The 23,113-nt window shown below is 67.6% G+C and carries 16 protein-coding genes; 6 read left to right on the forward strand and 10 right to left on the reverse strand.

Annotated features, from left to right (window positions below; genetic code table 11):
- Nucleotides 1-28 precede the first annotated feature (28 nt).
- A complete protein-coding gene (locus QWJ37_RS12335) occupies nucleotides 29-1,444 on the forward strand; it encodes a DUF58 domain-containing protein (protein ID WP_290245427.1) in 1,416 nt (471 codons plus the stop codon).
- On the forward strand, nucleotides 1,441-3,843 hold the full coding sequence (locus QWJ37_RS12340; RefSeq protein WP_290245428.1) for a DUF3488 and transglutaminase-like domain-containing protein: 2,403 nt from the start codon (nucleotides 1,441-1,443) through the stop codon (nucleotides 3,841-3,843). Before QWJ37_RS12335 ends, QWJ37_RS12340 begins: the two co-directional genes overlap by 4 nt.
- 15 nt (nucleotides 3,844-3,858) lie before the next feature.
- Here QWJ37_RS12340 and QWJ37_RS12345 read toward each other — a convergent pair whose 3' ends face one another.
- Nucleotides 3,859-5,340, reverse strand: coding sequence for an NAD-dependent succinate-semialdehyde dehydrogenase (locus QWJ37_RS12345; RefSeq protein ID WP_290245429.1), 1,482 nt, complete (start codon nucleotides 5,338-5,340; stop codon nucleotides 3,859-3,861).
- Between the two features lie 146 nt (nucleotides 5,341-5,486).
- Nucleotides 5,487-6,311: a 16S rRNA (cytidine(1402)-2'-O)-methyltransferase gene (rsmI, locus tag QWJ37_RS12350; RefSeq protein ID WP_290245743.1), complete on the reverse strand. Its 825-nt coding sequence runs from the start codon at nucleotides 6,309-6,311 to the stop codon at nucleotides 5,487-5,489.
- A 271-nt stretch (nucleotides 6,312-6,582) separates the two neighbouring features.
- On the opposite strand from rsmI, the gene QWJ37_RS12355 reads away from it, so the two are divergent.
- Together QWJ37_RS12355 and QWJ37_RS12360 are read left to right on the forward strand one after the other, a co-directional pair.
- A complete protein-coding gene (locus QWJ37_RS12355) occupies nucleotides 6,583-8,085 on the forward strand; it encodes a phospholipid carrier-dependent glycosyltransferase (RefSeq protein WP_290245745.1) in 1,503 nt (500 codons plus the stop codon).
- A 42-nt stretch (nucleotides 8,086-8,127) separates the two neighbouring features.
- A complete protein-coding gene (locus QWJ37_RS12360; protein WP_290245430.1) occupies nucleotides 8,128-9,936 on the forward strand; it encodes an AMP-dependent synthetase/ligase in 1,809 nt (602 codons plus the stop codon).
- A gap of 81 nt (nucleotides 9,937-10,017) precedes the next feature.
- Here QWJ37_RS12360 and QWJ37_RS16200 read toward each other — a convergent pair whose 3' ends face one another.
- Both QWJ37_RS16200 and QWJ37_RS12370 read right to left on the reverse strand, forming a co-directional pair.
- On the reverse strand, nucleotides 10,018-11,928 hold the full coding sequence (locus QWJ37_RS16200; RefSeq protein WP_356882341.1) for a TIGR01906 family membrane protein: 1,911 nt from the start codon (nucleotides 11,926-11,928) through the stop codon (nucleotides 10,018-10,020).
- A 95-nt stretch (nucleotides 11,929-12,023) separates the two neighbouring features.
- Nucleotides 12,024-13,016: a stage II sporulation protein M gene (locus QWJ37_RS12370; RefSeq protein WP_227928899.1), complete on the reverse strand. Its 993-nt coding sequence runs from the start codon at nucleotides 13,014-13,016 to the stop codon at nucleotides 12,024-12,026.
- Between the two features lie 58 nt (nucleotides 13,017-13,074).
- On the opposite strand from QWJ37_RS12370, the gene QWJ37_RS12375 reads away from it, so the two are divergent.
- Complete coding sequence (locus tag QWJ37_RS12375) at nucleotides 13,075-13,875, forward strand: RDD family protein (protein WP_290245431.1); 801 nt, start codon at nucleotides 13,075-13,077, stop codon at nucleotides 13,873-13,875.
- Between the two features lie 40 nt (nucleotides 13,876-13,915).
- Here the strand turns inward: QWJ37_RS12375 and ahcY are convergent, their stop codons facing one another.
- From ahcY to QWJ37_RS12390, 3 genes are all read right to left on the reverse strand, one after another.
- Nucleotides 13,916-15,400 carry an adenosylhomocysteinase gene (gene ahcY, locus QWJ37_RS12380; protein WP_290245432.1) on the reverse strand — a complete coding sequence of 495 codons (1,485 nt, stop codon included), beginning with the start codon at nucleotides 15,398-15,400 and terminating at the stop codon, nucleotides 13,916-13,918.
- Between the two features lie 10 nt (nucleotides 15,401-15,410).
- A complete protein-coding gene (locus tag QWJ37_RS12385; protein WP_227904235.1) occupies nucleotides 15,411-15,617 on the reverse strand; it encodes a hypothetical protein in 207 nt (68 codons plus the stop codon).
- Nucleotides 15,618-15,722: 105 nt separating this feature from the next.
- Entirely contained in the window at nucleotides 15,723-16,112 is a 390-nt protein-coding gene (locus QWJ37_RS12390; RefSeq protein ID WP_227904234.1) for a DUF3499 domain-containing protein, read from the reverse strand.
- A gap of 130 nt (nucleotides 16,113-16,242) precedes the next feature.
- On the opposite strand from QWJ37_RS12390, the gene QWJ37_RS12395 reads away from it, so the two are divergent.
- Nucleotides 16,243-16,755, forward strand: a complete 513-nt coding sequence (locus QWJ37_RS12395; RefSeq protein ID WP_227928896.1) for a metallopeptidase family protein — start codon at nucleotides 16,243-16,245, stop codon at nucleotides 16,753-16,755.
- 7 nt (nucleotides 16,756-16,762) lie between these two features.
- Here QWJ37_RS12395 and QWJ37_RS12400 read toward each other — a convergent pair whose 3' ends face one another.
- The 3 genes from QWJ37_RS12400 to QWJ37_RS12410 are packed head-to-tail and all read right to left on the reverse strand — an operon-like array spanning nucleotide 16,763 to nucleotide 23,030.
- Nucleotides 16,763-18,883, reverse strand: coding sequence for a DUF5719 family protein (locus QWJ37_RS12400; protein WP_290245433.1), 2,121 nt, complete (start codon nucleotides 18,881-18,883; stop codon nucleotides 16,763-16,765).
- Nucleotides 18,880-22,488: a glycosyltransferase family 2 protein gene (locus QWJ37_RS12405; RefSeq protein ID WP_356882668.1), complete on the reverse strand. Its 3,609-nt coding sequence runs from the start codon at nucleotides 22,486-22,488 to the stop codon at nucleotides 18,880-18,882. Before QWJ37_RS12405 ends, QWJ37_RS12400 begins: the two co-directional genes overlap by 4 nt.
- Nucleotides 22,488-23,030, reverse strand: coding sequence for a WhiB family transcriptional regulator (locus QWJ37_RS12410; RefSeq protein ID WP_231709980.1), 543 nt, complete (start codon nucleotides 23,028-23,030; stop codon nucleotides 22,488-22,490). The genes QWJ37_RS12405 and QWJ37_RS12410 overlap by 1 nt, the downstream gene beginning before the upstream one ends.
- Nucleotides 23,031-23,113 lie beyond the last annotated feature (83 nt).

The following is a 23,113-nucleotide window of genomic DNA, read 5'->3' on the forward strand; positions in this document are numbered from 1 at the left end:
CCCGCTCCCCGCCAAGTGAAAGGCAGCCATGCAGATTCCCTCCCTCACGGGCTTATTCACGCCTCGCGGATGGGGCCTGCTAAGCGCCGGGGCTGCGTTCCTTCTGGCGGCAGGGGTGCTCGGGCGCAGGGATCTGCTTGCTGTTGCCGTCCTGCTGATGGGGCTGCCGCTTGCCGCCGCGGTCCTGCTGCGGCTGGCCAAGCCGGGCTTCGACGTCGAAAGGACCTTCACGCCGCCGCTGACGGAAACCGGCACGGCAGCCACAGTGCAACTCAGCATCCGCTGCCGTGGGAGCCAGATACCCTCAGCGACCATGCGTGAGGGACTTCCGCTGCGTTTCGGCCGGAGTCCGGAATTCCATTTCCCGTCCGGTCTGGCCGTTGACGGCAGAGCCAGCACCTACGAATACCGGTTGCGCTCAAGCCGGCGCGGGCTGTACGCCATCGGCCCGGTCACGGCGGAGTTCCTGGACCCCTTCGGCCTTGCGAAAACGGTCCACACCCTGGGCGGGACCGACCAGCTGGCTGTTGCCCCCGCACCCCAGGATCTGCCGGTGCTCGCCCTGTCCGGGGCAAGGGGAACCGAGGGCACCTCGCCGAGCAGACGCCGCGGCACCCCCAGCGAAGACGACGCCACCACCCGCGAGTACCGGTACGGCGACCCTATGCGCCGCGTGCATTGGCCCGCGACAGCCCGGCACGGCGAGCTGATGGTGCGGCAGGAAGAACCCGTCACGGCACCTACCGCATCCATCCTGCTGGACCAGAGGGCGGCAGCCTACGGTGCGGGAGCCCTGCCTGGCTCCGATGATTCCCGGGAACTGCTGACCACCGAGTCCTTCGAGTGGGCGGTTTCCGCCGTCATCTCCGGCGCCGTCCACTTCTCCGACGGGGGCTACAGCGTCCGTTTCGTGGATGAGTCCTCGTCCCCCGGCCTGCTGCACTCCCCTTCCGCGGTTGACGCTGATGAATCCGGGTTCGGCGGATCAGACGGCGTACACAACCTGGCGGAGGGCCTGGCCGGTCTGGGTCTGCAGCCCGCGGCCCCCGCACCGGCCCAGACGGCGGATCCCCTTCCCGCAGAGCCGTTCGGCGACACCCTGCTCGACGGTCTTGCCGGCGGACGGACGCCCGGTCCGTTGCTGATGATCGGCGGACGGCTCACTACGTCGGAGGCCACCGCGCTTGCCGGAGCAGCACGGTACTCGCCCCAGCCCCTGGCCCTGCTGGTCACCGACCGGCCGGCGGACCTCCGTCCGGTGCTGAGAATCCTCCGTGAGGCAGGCTGGGTAGCCGCGGCCGTGGCCCCGGCAACACCCATAGCATCGGCCTGGGCCCTTCTGGACCGCGACCGCGACGGTACCGGCGCGGCAACTGTAGCCGCGCACGCGGGTGCCGGACCCCGGCGGAAGCCCGGGCCCGTTGTTGAAAGCACGTTCTCATGACAGCAGTGCTTAACCGCCCGGCGCCTGACCCGCAGCCGCACCGTCCTGCCGGTCCCGGGCGGCGCACAGCCCCGGGCCGCGGTTCGGCGAACCTCGGAGTGGGCGCGGCGACGGCTGCCGCCGTGCTGTTGTGTTCCCTGAGCCTGCACGGGGTGATTGAGGGCTGGTCCTGGCTGGCGCCGCTGGTCCTGGCGGTCCTGCTGCCCCTGGCGGCCACGGCGGGAGCGCGGCGGCTCGGCCTCCCGCTTCCGCTGATCCCGGTTGCCGGCGTCGCTGCCCTCATCATGACGCTGACCGGGCTGTTTGCCTCATCCGTATCACCGCTCGGCTTCCTTCCCGGGCCCGGTACCCTGGCGCGGGCCGATGCCCTGCTGCTCGAGGCAAGGACCATCATCATCACGGAGGTCACCCCGGTCCAGGCCCTCCCTGGCATCGTGTTCCTTTGCTGCGCCGGGATAGGACTCGTGGCGGTCCTTTCGGACACCCTGGCAGCGACGCTGCGCATGCCTGCAACTGCGGGACTGGGCCTGGTCGCGGTGGTGATGATCCCGGCGGTGCTGCTGCCGGAAAGCCTCGGCGCCGGGTACTTCACACTTGCTGCTGTTGGCTACCTGCTTGTGCTGGGCGCCGGGGCCCGGCGGGAACACCAGCCGGCCGTTCCGGGTGCCGGCCCTCCCCGTGGCTGGCTGGGCCGGTGCGCCGCCGTTTCGGGAGCCGCTCTTATTCTGGCCCTGATGCTGCCACTGGTACTGCCGGGGTTCACCGCGGGCGCCTTCCCGCAGGGTACCCGCTTCAATTTCTGGTCAGGAACCACGGGGCTGAACCCTGTTGTCACACTGGGAAATGACCTGCGCCAGCCGCAGTCGGCCGGGCGGATAACCTATGCGACATCCTCCGATGAACCGGTCTACCTTCGCTCCACCACGTTGGAGGATTTCTCCGGGAGCCGTTGGGCACCTGATCTGCGCACCGGGGAACGCCGTAACGGTGTCTCGGGGATGGGCAGCGACGGCGGTTCCAGTCTCTCCGACAAACGGGTGGTAACCCGGATCAGTTCGGATACTTATTCCAGTCCCTGGCTGCTGGCCCCCTACTATCCGGTGGGCGTCACCGGCGCGGAGGGCTCATGGTCCTGGGATCCGAAGACCATGACCGTGCTGAACGACGACGATGACGGGCCCGCGCCGCAGGCTTACCAAGTGGTCAGCGTGTTAGCGGCACCGACCCCGCAGCAGCTTGCCGTGGCCCCTCCGGTGCCGGAGGGGACGGTGGATCCGGTCTTCACCGAACTGCCTGACAGCCTGCCCGGCAACATTGCCGAAGCCACCCGGGAAGCCGTCGGGTCCGCGGGCACACCCTATGCCAAAGCCATGGCGATCCAGGACTACCTGCGCAGCGCTGAGTTCAGCTACTCCCTTGATGCACCGGTTGACGGCGGCTATGACGGAAACGGGCTGGACGTCCTGTCCAAATTCATGGACCGCAAGGCCGGGTACTGCGTGCATTTCGCAGCGGCGATGGCGGTTATGGCACGGCAGGAGGGGATCCCCAGCCGCATGGCGCTGGGCTACGCACCGGGGCGTTCCACCGGCAAGGACTCCGAGGTGCCCGGACCCGGCGGAGAGTCCATGCGCCTGTTCGAAGTGGATTCCACGGATGCCCACGCCTGGCCGGAACTCTACTTCGAGGACGCCGGCTGGGTGCGCTTTGAGCCCACCCCCTCGCGCGGGTCCGTGCCCGACTATGCCCAGCAGCAGGCGCAGACACAGCCCAGCACCAATCCGCGCGCTGATGAAGATCCGAGGATCGGCGAAGCAGTACCCGCACCCCGGCCAACACCGAGGGAAACGCCGCTGGCACCCGAAGCCGTACTGGAACCTGCTGAGACCGGCAGCACGGCCTGGCTATGGACGGCCGCTGCGGTACTGGCAGCCGCGGCTGCCGCCTGTACGCCGTGGAGCCTGCGCCGGCTCCGGACGCTCCGCCGCCGCAACGCCTCCACCGTGAGCAACGCTGCCCGCTCGGCCCCCGTCTGGGACGAGCTGGCTGATCTGGGACAGGACTACGGTTACCCGGGGCAGGTCTCCGATACGCCGCGCAGCTACGCCGACAGGCTGGCCCGGCAGGCCGGGTTCAATGCCGGAGCGCAGGAAGCCCTGGACCGAATCCGCCGCGCCTACGAGGAGGAGCTTTATTCACGAGCTGCCCGGCAGGCGCAGGGGTCACAGCACGGGCAGCCCCCACCCGGCCAATCCGGTACGGCTGTGCGGTCACCCGCCGCCGACTGGTCCGATATCAGGACCGTGGAATCTGCCCTTGGCCGGACGGCCCGGCTGCCGGACCGGCTGCGGGCCAGATTCCTGCCGCCGTCGCTCGCGGTGCGCTTCCGCCATGACTGACGACGGCGGCGGCACCTACCCGGCGTAGGGATCGGCAATACCGGTGTATTGCGTGTACAGGTACTCTTCAATCCCCTCGGCCCCGCCCTCACGGCCCAGCCCCGACTGCTTCACGCCGCCGAACGGAGCTGCGGCGTTCGACACCACGCCGGCATTGAGCCCCAGCATCCCGGATTCAAGTTTCTCGCCGATCCGGAGCCCCCGGTTCAGGTCGCTGGTAAAGACGTAGGACACCAGCCCGAACTCCGTGTTGTTGGCCAGTGCCACCGCCTCGTCCTCGGTCGAGAACGTCACGATGGGCGCTACGGGTCCGAAGATTTCCTCCTTGAGGATCCGGGCGTCGGGTGCAACGTCCTTCAGGACGGTCGGCTGGTAGAAATAGCCCGGGCCTTCTTCAGGGGCGCCGCCCACCAGGGCCCGGGCACCGCCGTCGAGCGCATCCGTCACGAGTGAGTGCACCTTGTCCCGTGATTTTGCGTCGATCAGCGGCCCCACCTTGGTTTCGTCCTCGGTGCCGCGTCCGGTGGTCATGGCGCCCACCCGGGCGGCGAACCTCTCCGCAAACTCATCGGCCACCGTGTCCTGGACAATAAACCGGTTTGCGGCGGTGCAGGCTTCACCCATGTTCCGCAGTTTCGCGGCCATGGCGCCGTCCACCGCTTTGTCCAGGTGCGCATCCGCGAACACCAGGAAGGGCGCGTTCCCGCCAAGTTCCATGGAGGTGCGCAGCACGTTGTGCGCCGCATCCCGGATCAGGCCCTGGCCCACGGCGGTGGACCCGGTGAAGGACACCTTGCGCAGCCGGGGGTCCTTCAGGATCGGGCCGGTCACGTCCCCGGCCAACGTTGTGGACACAACGTTCAACACGCCGGCCGGCAGCCCGGCCTCCATCATCACGGCTGCAAACAGCTGGGACGTCAGCGGCGTGAGCTTCGCCGGCTTCAGCACCATGGTGCAGCCGGCCGCCACGGCCGGGGCGATCTTGCGGGTTGCCATGGCCAGCGGGAAGTTCCAGGGCGTAATCAGCAGGCACGGACCTACCGGCTTTTTGGTCACCAGCAGCCGGGATTTGCCGTCCGGGGAGGTGCTGTACCTGCCGGAGACTCGAACCGCTTCCTCGGAGAACCAGCGGAGGAACTCTGCACCGTAGGTCACCTCGCCCCGCGACTCGGCCAGGGGCTTGCCCATTTCGAGAGTCATCAGCAAAGCGAAGTCCTCGGCGCGTTCGGTCACAAGCTCAAAGGCGCGCCGCAGGATTTCCCCGCGCTCACGCGGTGCCGTACGGGCCCAGGATTCCTGTGCCGCCGCTGCCGCGTCCATGGCCAGGGCACCGTCTTCGGTGGAAGCATCGGCAATACTGAGCAGCACCTTGCCCGTGGAGGGATCCTCGACGTCGAACGTGGCCCCGCCGGCAGCATCCCGCCACTCGCCGTCAATCAGCAGGCCGGTGGGGACCTGTGCCAGCAGTTCGGCTTCACGGTGTGCGGGAATACCCATGGGGGCGCCTCCAGAAATTCGTAGGGTGCGGCGCGGACGGTGCCCGCGCTTCCCTTCACCGTAGGCTTCGGGCACTAACCCTGTAAATGCGAGGGTGCACTGCACCAAAGCGGCTCCGCTGTGCAGGTGCCCAGCCGGGACCGGGTTCAGCTCCGCGCTTCAAGCACCGCCGAATACAGTTCGCGCTTGCTGATCCTGGCCTCTTCGGCCACGGCTGCCACGGCTTCCTTCAACCGGAGTCCCTGCTCGATGAGCGCGTTGACAGCCCCCACGTGGTCGGCTGCCTGTTCGGGAGCCGCGTCCGGTGCGCCTTCAACCACCACGGCAATCTCTCCGCGGACGTCACCGGCTTCGGCCCACTCCAGCAGCTCACGCAGCGGGCCGCGCAGTACCTGTTCGTGCAGCTTGGTCAGTTCCCGGGCAATCGCCGCCCGCCGGTCGCTGCCAAACGCAGCATCGAGTGCCCGAAGCATCGGTTCCAGCCGGTGCGGGGCCTCGAAGAACACCATCGTGCGCTGTTCACCGGCGAGCTGGGCCAGACGGGTGCTGCGCTCCCCCGGCTTCCTGGGCAGGAACCCCTCAAAGCAGAACCTGTCCGTGGGCAGTCCGGACAGCGCCAGCGCCGTAAGCACCGCCGAGGGACCCGGCGCTGCGGTCACTGTCAGTCCTTCCGCAGCCGCGGCTTCGACCAGACGGAAACCCGGATCGGACACGGCCGGCATGCCCGCGTCAGTGACCATCAGAAGGGTGGCGCCGCCACGCACCATCTCCAGCAGGTCAGCGGTCCGGGAAGCCTCGTTGTGCTCGTGGTAGCTGATGATCCGGCCGCGGGTGGTGATGCCCAGGGCACTCACCAGCCGGTGCAGCCGCCGGGTATCCTCGGCGGCGATGATGTCGGCGCTTTCAAGCAGTCCGATCAGCCGGTTGGTGGCGTCACCCATATTGCCGATGGGGGTCGCGGCCAGGACAATCTGCCCGGAGCCTGCGCGCTCAGATGCGGCAGTACCTGCCGTAGTACCGGTTTGGTTGCCTGTTTTCTTGCTCGAGTCCACCCTCCAACCCTACGCGACAGGCTATAGAGTGGTGCGCGTGAGTCTCACCGGAACCGTGAAAGCCCGCCGTGAGGCCGCGCCGCTGCTGGAATCTCCCCAGTCGGCGTTCAGCTTTGAGTCCCTGCGGAGCCGCCTGCTGGGCAGCACCCTGGTGCCGCTGGGAACCGCCGGATGGCTGCTGCCCCTGGTGATGGCCGTTCTGGGCGGAGTGCTGCGCTTTGTGCGCCTCGGCGAACCGGGTTCCCTCGTCTTCGACGAGACCTACTACGTCAAGGACGCCTATTCGCTGCTGCAGTCCGGGTATGAACGGGAATGGCCGGAGAACGCCAACGATTCGTTCAACGCGGGTCAGCCGGGCATCCTCCTGGACAGTCCCGAATACGTAGTCCACCCGCCCGCGGGTAAATGGATGATCGCCTTCGGCATGGCGCTCTTCGGCTCGGACAATGCCTTTGGCTGGCGTTTCGGCGCCGCGCTGGCGGGCACCCTGACCGTCCTGCTCGTAGGCCTGATTGCCGCCCGGCTGTTTTCCTCCGCCTCGCTCGGTGCCGTCGCAGGGCTCCTGCTGGCCGTTGACGGGCATCATCTTGTCCATTCGCGCACTTCTTTGCTGGATGTCTTCCTGACGTTCTGGGTGGTGGCCGCGTTTGGGGCGCTGCTGCTGGACCGCAGGGACGGCCGGCTGCGGCTCGCCCGCCGGCTGGCCCGTTTGTACGGCAGTCCCGGCACGGCGGGCGGGCCTCCGGGCACCGTCCCCGCGCCGCGCGGGGCACTGCTGTACGGACCGTGGCTCCTCTGGCGTCCATGGCGGCTGGTTGCCGGAGCCTGCCTGGGGCTGGCCGTTGGCACCAAATGGTCCGCTCTGGCCTTCGTCGCCGTTTTCGGGCTGATGACGGTGCTGTGGGATGTCAGCGCCCGCCGGGTTGCGGGCATCCCCGGGTGGGAAGGAGCACTGTTCCGGGACGGCATCCCGGCGTTCCTGACCATCATTCCCACCGCCGCCCTCGTATATCTGGCCACCTGGACCGGCTGGCTGCGTTCCGAGGACGCCTATGACCGGCAGTGGGCCGCGCAGAATCCGGACGAGGGCTGGAGCTGGCTGCCCGCATCGCTGCGTTCCCTCGCGGAGTATCACCGCAGCGCCTATGCCTTCCATAACGGGCTCAGCTCGGAACACAGCTACTCCTCCACCGCGTGGACCTGGTTGTTCATGGGCAGGCCCACGTCCTTCTTCTATGAGGGTTCCTCCGCCGGCGAGGACGGCTGCCTGGCGGACAGCTGCTCCACTGCCGTCACCTCGGTGGGCAATCCGCTGATCTGGTGGGGTGCCGCCCTGGCGCTGGTGGTGGTGCTCTTTTACTGGATAGGGCGGCGTGACTGGCGCGCGGGTGCGGTCCTGTCCGGAGTGGCGGCTGGATACCTGCCCTGGTTCGCCTATCCTGAACGGACCACATTCTTCTTCTACGCGGTCTCCTTCGAGCCCTTCCTGGTCCTGGCCCTGGTGTATGTCCTGGGGCTGGTTCTGGGCCGGCGCTCCGACAGCCTGCCGCGGCGACGGGCAGGCCTGCTGGTGGTCGGCTGCTTCGTGGCGGGTGCCGTCCTGCTCTCGGCATTCTTCATGCCGGTCTGGACGGCGGAAACCATCCCGTATTCTGACTGGCGGCTGCGTATGTGGATGCCCAGCTGGATTTAGTCTCGTTACCCATGTGCCCCGGCACAGAAAGAGAGGGCCTAAGTGCGCGAGTCCGCCACTGACCTCCTGGTCCGCCTTCCCGCAGATTCCAATGTCACGGATCTTCTGCTCCAAATGCACCAAAAGGATCCATCCCGGGTTCTGTACGCCGTAAAAAACGGCACAGAGTGGGAGGACGTCACAGCTGAGCGGTTCCTGACCGAAGTCTCCCGGCTGGCCAAGGGCCTGATCGGTTCGGGGATCCGCCCGGGCGACAGCGTTGCGGTGATGTCCCGGACCTCCTACGAGTGGACCGTGGCGGATATGGCGAACTGGTTCGCCGGCGCCGTGACCATTCCGATCTACGAAACCTCCTCCCCGTCCCAGGTTGAATGGATCCTCGCGGATTCCGGTGCCCGGCACGTGTTTGTTGAGGATGAACGCAAGGCAGCCGTTGTCCAGGCAGCCGTTTCCGCCCTTGACGGGGAGTTTTCCATCTGGCTGATGAACGACGGCGACGGTGCCGACTCGCTCACCGGCCTGGCCGCAGCCGGCAGCAGCGTCAGCGACGACGCCCTGGAGGCTGCCCGCAGCACCGCCAACCTCGAAGACACCGCTTCCATGGTCTATACCTCCGGCACTACGGGACGTCCCAAGGGCTGCGAAATCACGCACGGCAACTTCGCCCTGTTCGGCGTCAACATCATCGAAGTTCTCCCTGAGATGCTGAAGGTCCCGAATCCCACCACCCTGATGTTCCTGCCGCTGGCCCACGTGCTGGCCCGCGCAGTGCAGGTCGGCTGCCTGCACGCCGGCGTGAAGGTGGGTCATTCCCGCAGCGCCTCGGACCTGATGAGCGATCTCAAGTCCTTCTCTCCAACCTTCCTGCTGGCCGTGCCGCGGATCTTCGAAAAGATCTACACCGGCGCACAGGCGTCCGCGGAAGCCGCCGGCAAGGGCAAGGCGTTTGCCGCGGCCTCCGCCACGGCCATTGCCTACTCGGAAGCCAAGGACTCTGCCGCGCGCGGCGGCCGCGGGCCGTCCGTGGCGCTGTCCCTGAAGCACAAACTGTTTGACCGGCTCTTCTACCCCAAGGTCCGGGCAGTCCTGGGCGGCAATGCGGAATTCGCCATCTCCGGTGCCAGCGCACTGAGCCCGACGCTGGCGCACTTCTTCCGCGGCTGCGGCGTGACGGTCCTGGAGGGTTACGGCCTCACCGAGACCACCGCCCCCGCGAGCGTCAACCAGGTGGCCCGCACACGGGTGGGCACCGTGGGCCTGCCCATGCCCGGCACCACCATCCGGATTGCCGACGACGGCGAGGTCCTGGTGCGGGGCGCAGTGGTCTTCAAGGGCTACCACCGCAACCCCGAAGCTACCGCCGAAGCGTTCGACGGTGACTGGTTCCGGACCGGCGACGTCGGCGAGCTCGACGACGCCGGATTCCTGCGCATCACCGGGCGGAAAAAGGACCTGCTTGTCACCGCCGGCGGCAAGAACGTGGCACCCGGCCCGCTGGAGGAAAAGATCCGCGAGAACCGCCTGGTTTCCCAGGCGATTGTCGTCGGTGAAGGCCGCCCGTTTGTCTCGGCCCTGATTACCCTTGATGACGAGGCGCTGGAAGCCTGGAGCCGCGAAAACGGCGCCCCCACCGGTGTTGCCGGCGATGATCCGCGGGTGCAGCAGATCCTGCAGGACGCCGTGGACGCGGCCAATGCGACGGTGTCCCGGGCAGAGCAGATCCGTAAGTTCACGGTTCTGCCCAAGGACTTCACCCTGGAGTCCGGTCACCTCACCGCAACCCTCAAGCTGCGCCGGAACGCCGTGATTGCGGATTACTCCGACGAGGTTGAAAAGCTCTACGCCAAGTAGCACCGCTGCGGCCCGAGCACAGGAAACCCCCGTACCGCCAGGCGGTACGGGGGTTTTCTGTGTGGACTGCGGGTCCGGCTGCTAGAGGGCGTCCAGCGAGTCGGTGTACCGGCGGCGTGCGGCTTCCCGTGCCGCCCGGGCCCGGTTGCGGCGTGCCTTGGTCGGCCAGCAGCAGGCCAGGACAACCGCACAGGTGACGAGCACCAGGGCCGCGATCACAATGCCGGCGTCCATCCAGAACTGCGCCGGGAAGAGCCGGATAAGTGTGTCGTCCAGCCTGAAGGTCCAGTTTCCGTTGGCGAAGAACACCGTGTGCAACTGGGTGAAGAACTGCTCCCAGCCCAGGATGGCGAGGGTCAGGAGGACGAGGACCAGCACCAGAGTGACGGCGGCACCGGAGAAGAGAGCCCTGCGGATGCCGCCGGGGCTGCGCCGTGCGAGGTAGAACGCTGCACAGATGCTCAGGACGGCCATCACCGCCGCCGCCACAAAGGCTGCCGTAAGCACCGTCTTGACGTCAGCCATGTGGCTGACCTCGCTCTCGAGGTACAGCGGTTCCCCGCCGTCACCCACCAGGTCCCCCAGATAGCGGGGACCGGTCCAGTTCAGGAGATAATCCACGGCATAGGAGCCGTAGGTCATCCGGTCATCGGTGGTGAACCCGTAGCTGTCGGCGGGGAACCCGGGCCGGTGGTACTCCGCCCAGAGGAACAGCGGCGTTGCCACGGCACGAATGGCGGCCGCCAGCAGCATCACCGGGAAAAACACGGCAATCATCACCTGGAGCACCCGGGCGAGAACGGGTTTCCCGGCAGCGGCCTTTTCCCGTTCCCGGGCCCGCCGTTCGGCTTCCGCCGGAGACAGGGAGTCCTCGTTGGCACGGGAATCCGCTGAATCCGCGCCGTCTTCTGCCGAGTCTTTGTCAGCGGATTGTGTCTGCGCGGCTTGTGCCTGCGCGGCTTGTGCCTGCGCGGCTTGTGCCCCCGCGGATCTTGCTCCTGCGGCACTGGCCCCTGCGGCGCCTGATCCCGTGGCGCTGACGTCCACAGTTTTGAAGGCGGCCGTACGGGTATCCGCGCCGGAGGCGGGGACCTCGGAACCGGGCAGATCGGATCCGGGGGCTTTTGAACCGTGGACATTTGAACCGGGGACATTTGAACCGGGGACATTTGAACCGTGGACATCCGTGACGGCGGCATCGGCGGCGGAAACATCCGCAGCGGAGCCCGCAGATGTGGAGGGCACAGATGCAGCTGAGGCGGAAGCACCCGGAACGGCGGTTGCACCCGCAGTTGCTCCGGCGGCAGCGGCACCGTGGCCGGCACTGCGCTCCCCTGGTGTGCGCAGGCTTCGTTCCCCGGATTCGGCATCGGACCCGGAAGCAGTTGCCGCGGTTCCGGCGTTCGGTTCGCCTGTATCCGTTCGGCTGTCATCGGACCGGGAGGCGTAACGGCTCAGATCCGGAAGCGTGCTTGCCCGGCGCATTGGCAGGTGGCTGCGCTGGGCGACCGCGGGGTGTCCTCCCGGGACAGTCATATCCGTTGCAGCAGCTCCGGTTATAGGCGTCTCGGCTGCGCCGGCACCATTGGACTCCCGCGTACCCGCGTTGTTTCCGTCGGCGGAGACAGCCTCAGCGGGCTCGGCTACGTCAGTGTGGGATGCGGCAGGTTCAGAGGAGGCAGTCTCGGCTGCGGCAGGCTTTGGGGCGGCAGGTTCATCTGCGGCAGGTTCATCTGCGGTATCGCGGCGGCCACCCGTGGCGTCAGTGTTCGCTGCGTCCGGTGAGTCACCGCCGGAAAGGCCGTTGAATTCGGCATCCCAGGCGTCATGTTCGTTGGTACCGTGCAAGGCTTCGCGGGCAGAGGATCCGTTGGCTGAAACAGCGCCGGTCTCCGTTTCGGGCGTCACCGGGCCGTCGCTGGGAGGCTCGCCTCCCGCCGTCGGTCGATGCGTGGGGGTTTCGTCCTGGCTGGCCACTGCTTCCTCTTTCACTTCCCTGAAACTATTCGACGCTCGTGGTCGACGCTGGTCTACCTCGACCCTACCGGGCCGGTGCGTGTCGGCGCGCGCGCCACCCCGCCCGCAGGCTAGGCGGTCAGGACGGAGGCACCGGCGTCGCGCGCTGAAAGGTCGCCCCGATAGCCGGCGCGGTAGGCACGGCCACCGAGCACCAGGGTGTAGACCCAGTACGCCGCGAACACCAGGAAACCGATGGTCAGGCGCAGCCAGGCCGGGAGCGGGCTGGGGGTGATGAACCCTTCCACCAGGCCGGAAATAAAGAGGACCACAATCAGCCCCAGGGCAACAGTCATCAGGGAGCGGCCTTCCTGGGCCAGCGCATTCATTCTCGAACGGCGGCCGGGGGCCAGTAACGTCCAGAAAATCTGAAGCCCGGCCGCGGAGGCAATGAAAATGGCGGTCAGCTCCATAAAGCCGTGCGGAAGGATGTAGATAAAGAAGACGTCGAGTCTGTCGTGCGCAGCCATCATTCCGCCGCTTAGGCCCACGTTGACGGCGTTCTGGTAGAGGATCCACGGGACCCAGACCCCGGTAATGCCAAAAGCCACCGCCTGCACGGCAATCCAGGCATTGTTGGTCCACACCATCCCGGCAAAGGACGCCGCCGGGTTCTCGGAGTAGTAGTTGACGAAGTCCTCTTCCACATACCGGCGCATCTCAGCGTCGGAACCCACGGCGGCCAGCACACCGGGGGTATTCACGGTCCAGAAACCGGTCAGCCAGGCAACGGCAATAAACGCTGCCCCGATGGCGACGGTGAGCCAGCGGATCCGGTAGAACGCAGACGGCAGGGAGAACACAAAGAAAAATGCCATGTCCTCGAGGAAGTTGGACCGGCTGCCCGTCAACCGGGTGCGGGCCCGGGAAAGCCGCATGGACAGCGCCGCGGACAGGGTGCCCTCCGGAGCCACCGAACGCACGATGGAAAGGTGCGTGGAGGCACGCTGGTAGAGCCGCAGCAGCTCGTCCGCCTCGGGTCCGCTGAGGCGGCGCCGGGCAACGAGAACGTCAAGCCGCTTCCAATCCGGGCTGTGCACGGCAGCAAAGGCATCGAGGTCCACGGTTACACCCTAGCGGGTCGGTACAGTGGTCCTGACCCATGGTTCGAGGAGGACGTATATGAGCACCATTGTTACCGGTGAGGCGGTGGTCCTTGAACTGCGTCCGGCGGGTTTCGCTGCCCGTATGCTCAGCGCCATTATCGACGTCGTGGCGCAGGTAACCGTGTTCATCGGGCTGATGCTGCTGGTCGGGAAAGCAGTGGCCGAGTCGGATCCCGCCCTCGCCCGCACGCTCTCCCTGGCACTGGTGGTACTGATGTTCGTGGCGGTACCCGCCGGTGTGGAGACCCTGACGCGCGGCAAGTCCCTGGGCCGGCTGGCCATGGGCCTTAGGATTGTGCGCGACGACGGCGGCTCAGTACGGTTTCGGCATGCCTTTATCCGCGCCATCACTGCGGTGCTGGAAATCTATCTCCTGGCCGGTTCCCTGGCCTTCACCGTGGCTCTGTTTAATAACAGGTCCAAGCGGCTCGGGGACATTCTCGCCGGGACCTACGCATTGCGGGACCGGGTAGTGGCTCCCCTGCCGCCGCTGGTCCACACGCCCCCGGAACTTGAGCCGTGGGCGGACCTTGCGGATATGGGCCGGCTGCCGGACGGCCTGTCGCGCCGGATTTCGCGTTTCCTGGCCCAGAGCGGCCGTATGGCAGCACCGGCCCGGACTGCGCTGGCCACCGAACTGGCGGCGGAAACCAGCGGCTTCATCTCTCCGCAGCCTCCGGCCGGCACCCATCCCGAGGCCTACCTTCGGGCGGTGATGGCCGAGCGGCGGGACAGGGACTACGTGCGGCTGGACCGCCAGCGCGAGCAGACCGAGGCGCTGGCTGCGCGGCTGCACCGCATGCCGTTCAGCGACTAGCCGCGGCCGGCACCCGGCCGCGGCTCCACCGCAACAGCCGCTAGTAGCGGTAGTGCTCCGGCTTGAACGGGCCGGCAACATCCACGCCCAGGTAATCGGCCTGGCTTTTTGTCAGCTCGGTCAGCTCGACGCCGAGCGCGCCCAGGTGCAGGCGTGCCACCTTCTCGTCCAGCACCTTCGGCAGCACGTACACCTGGTTTGCGTACTCCGGGGTGCCGTCCGGACGGCTGGTCCCATGCTTGGTGAACAGCTCTATCTGGGCGATCGTCTGGTTGGCAAAGGAGTTGCTCATAACAAACGAGGGGTGGCCGGTGGCGTTGCCCAGATTCAGGAGGCGCCCTTCGGAGAGCACAATAATGCTGCGCTGCTTGTCGGTGCCTTCGTCAAAGACCCATTCGTGGACCTGCGGCTTGATTTCGACCTTGCGTACCCCGGGAACCCGTGCCAGACCGGCCATGTCGATTTCGTTGTCGAAGTGGCCAACATTGCCCACAATGGCCTGGTGCTTCATGGCAGCCATGTGCTCGGCCATGATGATGTCCTTGTTGCCGGTGGTCGTAATGAAGATGTCACCCTGACCGAGAACCGACTCCAGCCGGGCCACCTGGTATCCGTCCATCGCGGCCTGCAGGGCACAGATCGGATCAATCTCGGTGACGATAACCCGTGCGCCCTGCCCGCGCAGCGCCTCGGCGGCGCCCTTGCCGACGTCGCCGTATCCGCAGACCACAGCCACCTTTCCACCAATCAGGGTGTCGGTGGCACGGTTCAGGCCGTCCGGCAGCGAGTGGCGAATGCCGTACTTGTTATCGAATTTGGACTTGGTGACCGAGTCGTTGACGTTAATGGCCGGGAACAGCAGCTTCCCCTCGGCGGCCAGCTGGTACAGCCGCAGCACGCCGGTGGTGGTTTCCTCCGTCACGCCGCGGATGCCCTTGGCAATTTCGGTCCATTTGCCGGGGTGCTCGGCGAGGCTGCGGCGCAGGCGGTCCAGGATGACGGTGAACTCGTAGGAGTAGTCCTCGTCTCCTTCCCTGGGGCTTTCCGGCACAAACCCGGCGGCTTCGAATTCAACACCCTTGTGCAGCAGCAGGGTGGCATCGCCGCCGTCGTCGAGAATCATGTTCGGGCCGCCCGAGCCTTCGGGCCAGGTGAGAATCTGCTCAGCAGTCCACCAGTAATCCTCAAGCGACTCGTTCTTCCACGCGAAGACGGGAACACCTGCAGGCTCCTCGGGGGTGCCGTTGCCCACCACCACTGCCGCCGCGGCTTCGTCCTGGGTGGAGAAAATGTTGCAGGAGGCCCAGCGGACCTCCGCACCAAGCGCCGTGAGGGTTTCAATCAGTACGGCCGTCTGCACGGTCATGTGCAGGGATCCCGCGATCCGTGCACCGGCGAGCGGCTGGGAGGGACCGTATTCACGCCGCAGGGCCATCAGGCCCGGCATCTCGTGCTCGGCCAGCCGGATCTGGTGCCGGCCGGCTTCGGCGAGGGACAGGTCGGCTACTTTGAAATCGACACTCATGCGCACATCCTCAGAGATCCGCGGCCGGCCCGGGGGCCTCCGCTGCGTCGAAATCGGCCTTCAGCATCACCGGGATGCCTTCTTCCAGCCGGTACCGGACCGGGTTCCCGGACGCATCGGACGCGGTGGAAACCAGCTCATCACCGTCCTGGGTGAGCGGGGAACCGGTGACGGGGCAACGCAGGACTTCGAGGAGTCCGGCTGTCATAGTGGCCATGGAAACAGCACTTCCTTGAGAGATCAGGTACCGCAGCGGGCGGCTCGTCACTGCCAAGCCTAACCCTTTGCTCCCTGCGTTTCGGAGGAAGGATGTATCCGGGGCTTAGTGCTGTTCGCGCAGGACGCGAAGATGCGCCCGGCGGGTTCCCGGGGTTTCGGCCGGCGGCTCCAGCGCATGCTTGCCGCTGCGCTTGGGCTCGTCGTCGTCCTCATCCGGGGTGTTTGCGGCCTGTTCCCGCACCGCGTCCACAAGAGCGGAGAGTTCGTCCCGGCTGGGGAGCCGGGGCTGGCCTTCCAGGTTCAGCCGGACCAGTTCCCATCCCAGCGGGGCGGTAAGCCGCCCGGAATGACCGGCGCACAAATCGTAACAATGCGGTTCCGCATAGGTGGCGAGCGGGCCGAGAACTGCGGTGGAGTCGGCGTAAACGTACGTCAGGGTAGCCACTGCCGGCTGGCGGCAGGCTGAACGCGAGCACTGACGTAAGGATTCCACGGACGACCACTTTACCCGCTCCTCCGCCGGTGCCCGCGCAGGCGCGCCGGTCCGCAGCCGCGGGAAAAAGGCTCCCCGGACCCGAGGGAAACGGGTCCCCGCACCGGCTGGCAGCGGTTAGAGTTCTTACATGTCCATGGGATCTTCGTTCCGGGTGCGCCTGGAAGACGGGCCGGACTCCGCGGCGCCCGGCTCCGCCGATGCTCCCGCCCGGTCCTTCCGGGAGCGCCGCCGAAACCGGCACGGCCGGGGCCTGCGCGGAGACCTGATTCCCCCGCACCTGGCCGGCGCCCGCACACGCGCTGAACGCTTTGATGAATGGGTGCTCGAATCAGCGCAGCGCCTTGAACGCCTGTGGGGCGAACAGATTCAGAGCTACCAGTTTCTGGTGGAGGAGATTCCGCCCGATCTCGAGGAACTGGCACGCTCAGGCGGACCCATTCCCCTCGGCGCCGGAACACCGGCCGGACCGAACCGTCCCCCGGTTATCACCATCTACCGGCATGCCGTGGAAACCGCAGCGCACGGGCTGGTTCCCGTCAGCGAGCTGCTCCACGACGTCATCGTGGAGCAGCTGGCCGGACTGATGGGCATGGACCCGGAAACCATTGATCCGGCGTACGGCAGGTACCGTCCGCTCTAGCGCCGCGCTAGTAGCCCACGCCCACCTGGACGCGACTCCCGCCCACGTTGCCCCGCGGGAGGGTCAGCGCGCTGATCCCGGTCTCGCCGCCGGTGACGCTTTGCGCACCGAAGACCGGCGCGCCGGTGGCATGGATGAGAACTGCCGCAACGGCGCCGCCCAGATCTCCGGGCCGGACTTCAGTGACGGAACCGGCACCCAGTTTCACCGTTTTTTCCGCCAGCAGGTCCCCGGACGCCGTGACTCCGGTCAGCTGCACTTCGGCTGCACCGTCCGGTGCGGTGAAGGACAGCACGGAATCCGCCGAAGGCAGCACTGCCAGGTGCTCGCTGCCAAGCCGTTCACCGGCGGCGGCAACTCCTACGTCAGTACCCTTTTCCGGATCGGATCCACGGCTGAAGACGGCTGCGGCTGCCACACCTGCGTCAGCGGAGATATCCAGCGTGTACGTACCTTCCGGCAATGAATCCAGCGGAAGCCGGCTCACGGTTCCGGCCGCTACGTTATAGCTTCCGCCACCCTCGAGCTGCACTTCCCCCGCCGGACCAAACACCCGCAGGTTCACTACGGCATCGCTCGCGCCGGGTACGGCCACCTGCAGGGACGGGAGCACCGAGGCGTAGCCGTCTTCCCTGGCGAGTTTGCGGGTGGTTTCCGGATTCTGGATCCGGACCCCGCTGATCACCTGCGCGGGCTGCGGAGCAGTGGTCGGCTGGATGAGTTCCACACCCCCGGGAGTCAAACCCCGCAGGATGTTCTGCGAAATCACGGCAGCCACCGGTCCGCCGGAGCTGCGCACGCGCACCGCCAGGGACTCCTGGTTGGCGGCCAGGCCGGCCAGCACCACATTCCTGGTCTGCCCCGGTCCCACGGATATGCCCCGGCTGCCGGGCCCGTCCACGGGGCCGGCAGTACCGTAAAGCTCCAAATCAACGTCGGCAGCAGTCTGCGAGGGGTTGGTCAGCTGCAGGACCGCCGTGGCACCAACAGCCGTCCGGGCCCCTACCAGCCACAGGTCATTGGCAGGCGCCTGGCAGTTGGCCGCGGCAAGTCCGGTGAGGTCACCGTCCGCCGCGGTATACGTCATGCCCGCACCTGCGGTTGCCTGCAACGCTCCCGACGGTTCGGCGCTGAGCAGGGTTGCGGCGGAAACCGCACGGTCGCGGACGACGGCGCCGGGCCGGGTGCCTGCCAGCGGCGGCGTATCCGACGTCCCCGCGGACAGTTCGGCCAGCGAGGCACCGTCAGCAACCTTGGCCAAACCGGCAGCGGGCAGCTGCGTTCCGGCCGCCGCGAGCACAGCCGCGTTGACAACGCTGCGGGCAGACGTGGACTCAGCACTGAATTCGGCATCGGTACCCGCAACGTTGCCCGAAAGCAGGCGCAACGGTTCAGGACAGACACCGGTCAGTGGTCCGGCGGGGACCTCAGCGAACGGCACTTCAACGCTTTGGGCTGACGCGCCGATACCGGCAACCCCGGCCCCTGCCGCCACTGCACCAGTGCAGGCGAGCAGGAGGATGCCGGCGGCCCATCTTCCGGTGCTGCGCCGTGCGGAGCCGCGTTTCCGCTCCCGGGACCCTACGGCCCCGGACGCAGACGCGGGACCGGCAGCCGGCGCGGGACCGGAGGCCGGCGCGGGCCCTTCCGCCCGGTCCGCCTTGCCGGCTGCTGCTATCGGCGGGTCTGCCGGTTTGTCCTGCGTCTTTTCCGGTCCATCAGCTGCGGCGGAACTGCCTGTGGCAGCGGTATTCTCCGGCGAGGCAGGCTCACCGGACGGTGCAGGCTCACCGGATGGTGCAGGCTCACCGGATGGTGCAGGCTCACTGGCCGAAGCACGACCCTCGGTAGATGCAGGCTCACCGGCCGACTCGGAGTCACCGGGTGATGCGGTATTTCCGGTCGCTGCCGACTCACCGGCCGCAGCAGGCACCCCGGTTGACGCAGTGTCGCCGGGAGCATCGGTCGGAACAGACTCCCGGGCTGATGCGGTGTCACCGGCCGGTGCGGTGTCTTCGGTCGGTGCGGTGTCTTCGGTCGAAGCAGTATCTGCCGCGGTGCGGTCGGCGGCGTCCTTCTCCCGCTGCCGGGCCGCCCGGCGGCCGCCTCCGAAACTCTCGGTACTCATGGCTTGCTTCCTTCCGAGGCACGCTGTTCCGGGTGGGGGGCGGCTCCGGAGTGGACCGGCGCCCGGTTGGTGGACTCAGGGGCGGAGGCCACCGTCTGTTCGGACGAAGCCGGCGTCGTGCTGCCGGAAGCGGAAACCACCGCCATATGGCTGGCGGGCGGCTGCGGCAGTGCGCCCGCAGAAGCACCGCCCGTTTCCGGCGGCCCTTCCCGGCGCTGCGGCGCGTCGCGCCTGCCCGGCAGCCGCACGGTGCGGCCGGCGGCCGGCGTGGGCAGTGCCAGCAGCACCGTCAGGCCAATCACCAGCAGCTGCAGTGCTTCCACCCAGGGTTCCCACGGACTGGAGTAGGCCACCTCCAGCTCGCCGCCGTCGGCCGGCAGTTCGAAGGCCTGGGCCCACTCACTGTCCACGGCCGTCAGCTGCCTGCCGTCAAGGCTCGCATGCCAACCGGCGTCTGCGCGTTCGGCGAGCACCAGCTGCCGTCCCTCCCCACCGGCAGGAATGGACGCCCGGACGCCCTCGGTACCGGACGGGACCGCTGCAGCCGTGCTGCCGTCTGCGTTGAGGATGCGTACCCGTGAGCCCACGCCGGACTGCGTTTCAGTACCCGCGTCATTCAATGGTTCGGTAACCCGCCAGAGCCAACCGGATTCGGTCTGGCCAACGGCAGCGAGGCCGGGAACGGAGTCCATGCGGCCCGCCAGCAGCTCCGCCGCCGTATCCGATTCCTGCAACACCACAAAGGCAACGCCAAGGCGGGCCAGGTCCGGACGCGGGTCCACCCCGGTACCGGCGGTAATCACCGCCACCGCCCGCCGCAGGTCAGCCGTGGCGGGGTCATCTTCGGCCGGTACCCCCGGCATGCCCTCCAGGGTGCGGGCAGCATAAATGGTGGAGAACTGTTCCAGAGTTGTGCCTCCGCCGCGCATCAGGGCCGCAGTGACATTACCCTGTTCATCTGCCCGCAGGACCAGGCTGCGTGACTGCGCTTCACCATTGCCTGCGTCCGCAGCGGTAGCCGGCAGGCTGCGCGCCGGAGCACCGTCAATGTCGGTGGTGAATCCGGGGAGGATACCGGCTGCGCCGGCTTCAGCTTCGGTGGCGTTCCCGGTAAACCCGCTGCCGGTGAACTGTGGAACAGCCCACAGGGCCAGGCTCGCGGCGGGGCCGGCCGCCAGCACCGTACCCAGCACCAGGGCCAGGGCCCGGCGCGGACGGCGTGCAGCCGGAGCAGTTGCGCCCTCCGGAGCGCGCGCCCGGGAGACGGACCGGGCAGGACCGGTCAGCAGGTCCCCCGCCGCTGCCAGAGCGGCGCAGAGCAACAGCAGCACGGCGGCGGAGACCAGTGGCCCGGTAAAGGGTGTCACTACGGCCTCGGGAGCCGCAGCGGTGCCCACATACGAGGCAGCCAGGTTCAGGAGGAGCGCCAGCAGAACCAGCAGCCAGGTCAGCCGCCCCAACGGAGCAGTGGCTGAGCGGAAGAGGGACACGACCGCCAGCAACACCACCGGGGCTCCGATAACCAGCGCCAGCAGCAGGTGCCAGGGACCCTGGGGAAGCAGTCCGCCGAGGGTTCCCTCGACGTCGAAGGCCACCGGATAGCCCAGCAGCTGCTGCCACGGTTCGGCGCGGTCGAACGCGAGCGGAAGCCCTGGATCCGCAAGGAGGCTGCGGAGATTCGGCGCAGCCGAAAGAACCTGCGGCAGGAGCATGGCAATCGGTGGCAGCAAGGCCCACCAGAACGTTCGCGCCCTGCCCCGCAGGGCGAGAGTCAGCAGGAAGACGGCAAAAACCGCAAGGGCAAACGTCAAAGGTGCGGCGGCGGTGAGCACAGCCAGGAGCAGGCCGGCAACGGCCGCGGCGGTCCAGGACGGCCGGGTTTTCCCGCCTGCCTGTCCCCGTATCGCGGCTCCGGCCGGTCCGGCGGCAGTCTCCGGGTTGCTTCCCAACCGGGCAGCGGAGCCGGCGCCCACGGCCCGGGCAACGGACAGCACCGTCAGGGGCAGCAGGATATGCACCAGGATGGCGCCCAGTCTGCCTTCGCCCAGGGCAATCTGGAAGGCGGGGACTGCAGCCCAGAACATGGCCGCCCAGAAACGGAGTCCGCGGTGCGCGGTGAACGCTCCGGCGGTAAACCATGCGCTCAGCCCTGCCAGCGGCAGGGCAAGCATCACAAGTACCAGCACGGCGGCGCTGCCGTTGCCGAAGCCGGCCAGGGCAAGCAGGGCCAGAACGTAGGTGAACGGATCGGCATGGGCGGGATATCCGGACCCGATCTGCGCCCACCAGCCGGTTGCTGCGGTCCAGACCGTGCCAACACCCTGGCCAAGGGGCGCGAGGGCTCCCCCGGCAAGGGCCGAGGCGCCCAGGAAACGGTGCAGGGCGGCGAGCGAGGCACCGGTCAGGAGCAAGGCAGCCGTCAGCGCGCCGATGCCAACCCAGCTGCGGCCGGGGCCTTCAAGAGCGGCAAAGTCATCATTGGCGTCACCGCTGGGAACATACTCCTGGCCACCGGTTGACGCGGTTTCCGGCGCCAGCGCAGCGGCCCGGGCTTCGGTCAGGGACCGCCGGTGCTCACGGACCTCGCGGGGACCGCTTCGGAGGGCATTTACCGCGTTGCGCGGACGACGCCGGGTTGCCGCGGCCTGTTTGCGTGAACGGTACAAGTCCACGGGCCTGAAGACGGCGGCGGTGCTGGTCAGCAGCGCCGCCGCGGCATAACCGGGGTCCTTGGCCAGCATCCCGAGGAAGAAACGTCCGATCCCGCCCAGGACGGCGCCAACCATCAGGAAGGGAACCTGCCAGAGCGGGGCGTGCTTGAGCCGCAGGAAAATTTCCGCCCGGCGGGCAGTCGAGGCGGCGCCTGCTGGGTTGGGACGGTTACCGGCATGGCGGACGCGGGCGGCGGGGACCACCACAACGCGGTTTCCGGCCAGCCGGTTCCGCCAGCACAGGTCAATGTCGTCGCCGCTGCCAGGCAGGGCAGGATCGAATCCGCCCAGCTGGTCCCAAACATCACGGCGGATCAGCATCCCGGCCGAATTCACGGCAAAGGTGTCACTGCGGAAGTCATACTGGCCCTGGTCCAGCTCATCCGCGTCAACCATGGTCAGCCGCTCGGCCCACCGGTTGACCGTGATGCCCACGTCCACGAGCCGGCGTTCGTTATCCCACTCCACCTGCTTGGTGCCGGCAATAGTGACGGACGGCGCCCGCTCCACTGCCAGGAGAAGCTCGTCGAGCGCGCCGGGATCCGGGGCGGAATCGTCATGCAGCAGCCAGATCCACTCGTGCTCCGGATCGGGATCCGCTGCGCCTTCGGTGTTCGCTCCGGCGCCGGCGGCACGGCGGTGTTCAGGGAGCTCCGCCAGGCCGGCCTTCACTGCCGCACCGAAACCGCTGCGGGCCGGTGCGGCAATGACCGGGCTTCCTACCGGCAGGCCGAGCTGGAGCACGGAGGCGCTGGCGTCGGTTGATCCGGCGTCGACGCCGATAAAGAAGTCCGGCTGCCGCGTTTGTGCGGTGAGGGCGGACAGTGTTTCAGGAAGATATTGGGCGCCATTGTGGGCTACGACAATGGCGCAGACATGGACTTGCGAAAGAATTAGACTGCCTGCTTCCGAAGCCGGCGGCGTTCACGCTCGGACAGTCCGCCCCAGATGCCGAACCGCTCATCGTTGGCGAGTGCGTATTCCAGGCACTGCGAGCGCACATTGCAGGCTGCGCAGACCTTCTTGGCATCCCGCGTGGAACCGCCCTTTTCGGGGAAAAAGGCTTCAGGGTCCGTCTGCGCACACAGTGCATCGGCCTGCCACCCGAGTTCGCCTTCATCGGCGTAGTCCTGGCCCAGACCGGGCAACCCGATCCACACCGGGCGGTCTTCGGCGGGAGGACCGGAAAAGAGGGAGACCGGCGGATCCAGTACCGGTTCGGTTTCCTCGGGAACGTCCGCCAGTGCCTCATGGGCGGCCAGGAAAGCCGTGGCCTGGTCATCCAGCGATCCCGCCGCCTCGCGGCGGTACCTCTCTGCGGCTCCCGGGTCCGCAGGATCCACGTACCAGTCAACTGGTACGCCTCTGGAACCGTAGCTCGCCGACGCCTGTTCGGCTATGACGCTGCTGTCCCGGTTGTGTTCTGCTTGCCCCATGGAGTCCTCCCGGTGTTATTGCCCCAGCAGCGGCTGTGTGGCGGGACCGCAGGCATAACCCGCGGGTCCTCCCTTGTGGCTGG

Source organism: Arthrobacter sp. YD2, from assembly GCF_030410475.1.
Lineage (GTDB): Bacteria > Actinomycetota > Actinomycetes > Actinomycetales > Micrococcaceae > Arthrobacter_B > Arthrobacter_B zhangbolii.

What these genes read in the sequence shown, in the direction of transcription:
- QWJ37_RS12345 (WP_290245429.1), bottom strand. Translation starts at nt 5,340, where the DNA reads ATGGGTATTCCCGCACACCGTGAAGCCGAACTGCTGGCACAGGTCCCC.
- QWJ37_RS12410 (WP_231709980.1), bottom strand. Translation starts at nt 23,030, where the DNA reads ATGGGGCAAGCAGAACACAACCGGGACAGCAGCGTCATAGCCGAACAG.
- QWJ37_RS12400 (WP_290245433.1), bottom strand. Translation starts at nt 18,883, where the DNA reads ATGAGTACCGAGAGTTTCGGAGGCGGCCGCCGGGCGGCCCGGCAGCGG.
- ahcY (WP_290245432.1), bottom strand. Translation starts at nt 15,400, where the DNA reads ATGAGTGTCGATTTCAAAGTAGCCGACCTGTCCCTCGCCGAAGCCGGC.
- QWJ37_RS12385 (WP_227904235.1), bottom strand. Translation starts at nt 15,617, where the DNA reads ATGGCCACTATGACAGCCGGACTCCTCGAAGTCCTGCGTTGCCCCGTC.
- QWJ37_RS12340 (WP_290245428.1), top strand. Translation starts at nt 1,441, where the DNA reads ATGACAGCAGTGCTTAACCGCCCGGCGCCTGACCCGCAGCCGCACCGT.
- QWJ37_RS12335 (WP_290245427.1), top strand. Translation starts at nt 29, where the DNA reads ATGCAGATTCCCTCCCTCACGGGCTTATTCACGCCTCGCGGATGGGGC.
- QWJ37_RS12395 (WP_227928896.1), top strand. Translation starts at nt 16,243, where the DNA reads ATGTCCATGGGATCTTCGTTCCGGGTGCGCCTGGAAGACGGGCCGGAC.
- QWJ37_RS12355 (WP_290245745.1), top strand. Translation starts at nt 6,583, where the DNA reads ATGGCCGTTCTGGGCGGAGTGCTGCGCTTTGTGCGCCTCGGCGAACCG.
- QWJ37_RS12375 (WP_290245431.1), top strand. Translation starts at nt 13,075, where the DNA reads ATGAGCACCATTGTTACCGGTGAGGCGGTGGTCCTTGAACTGCGTCCG.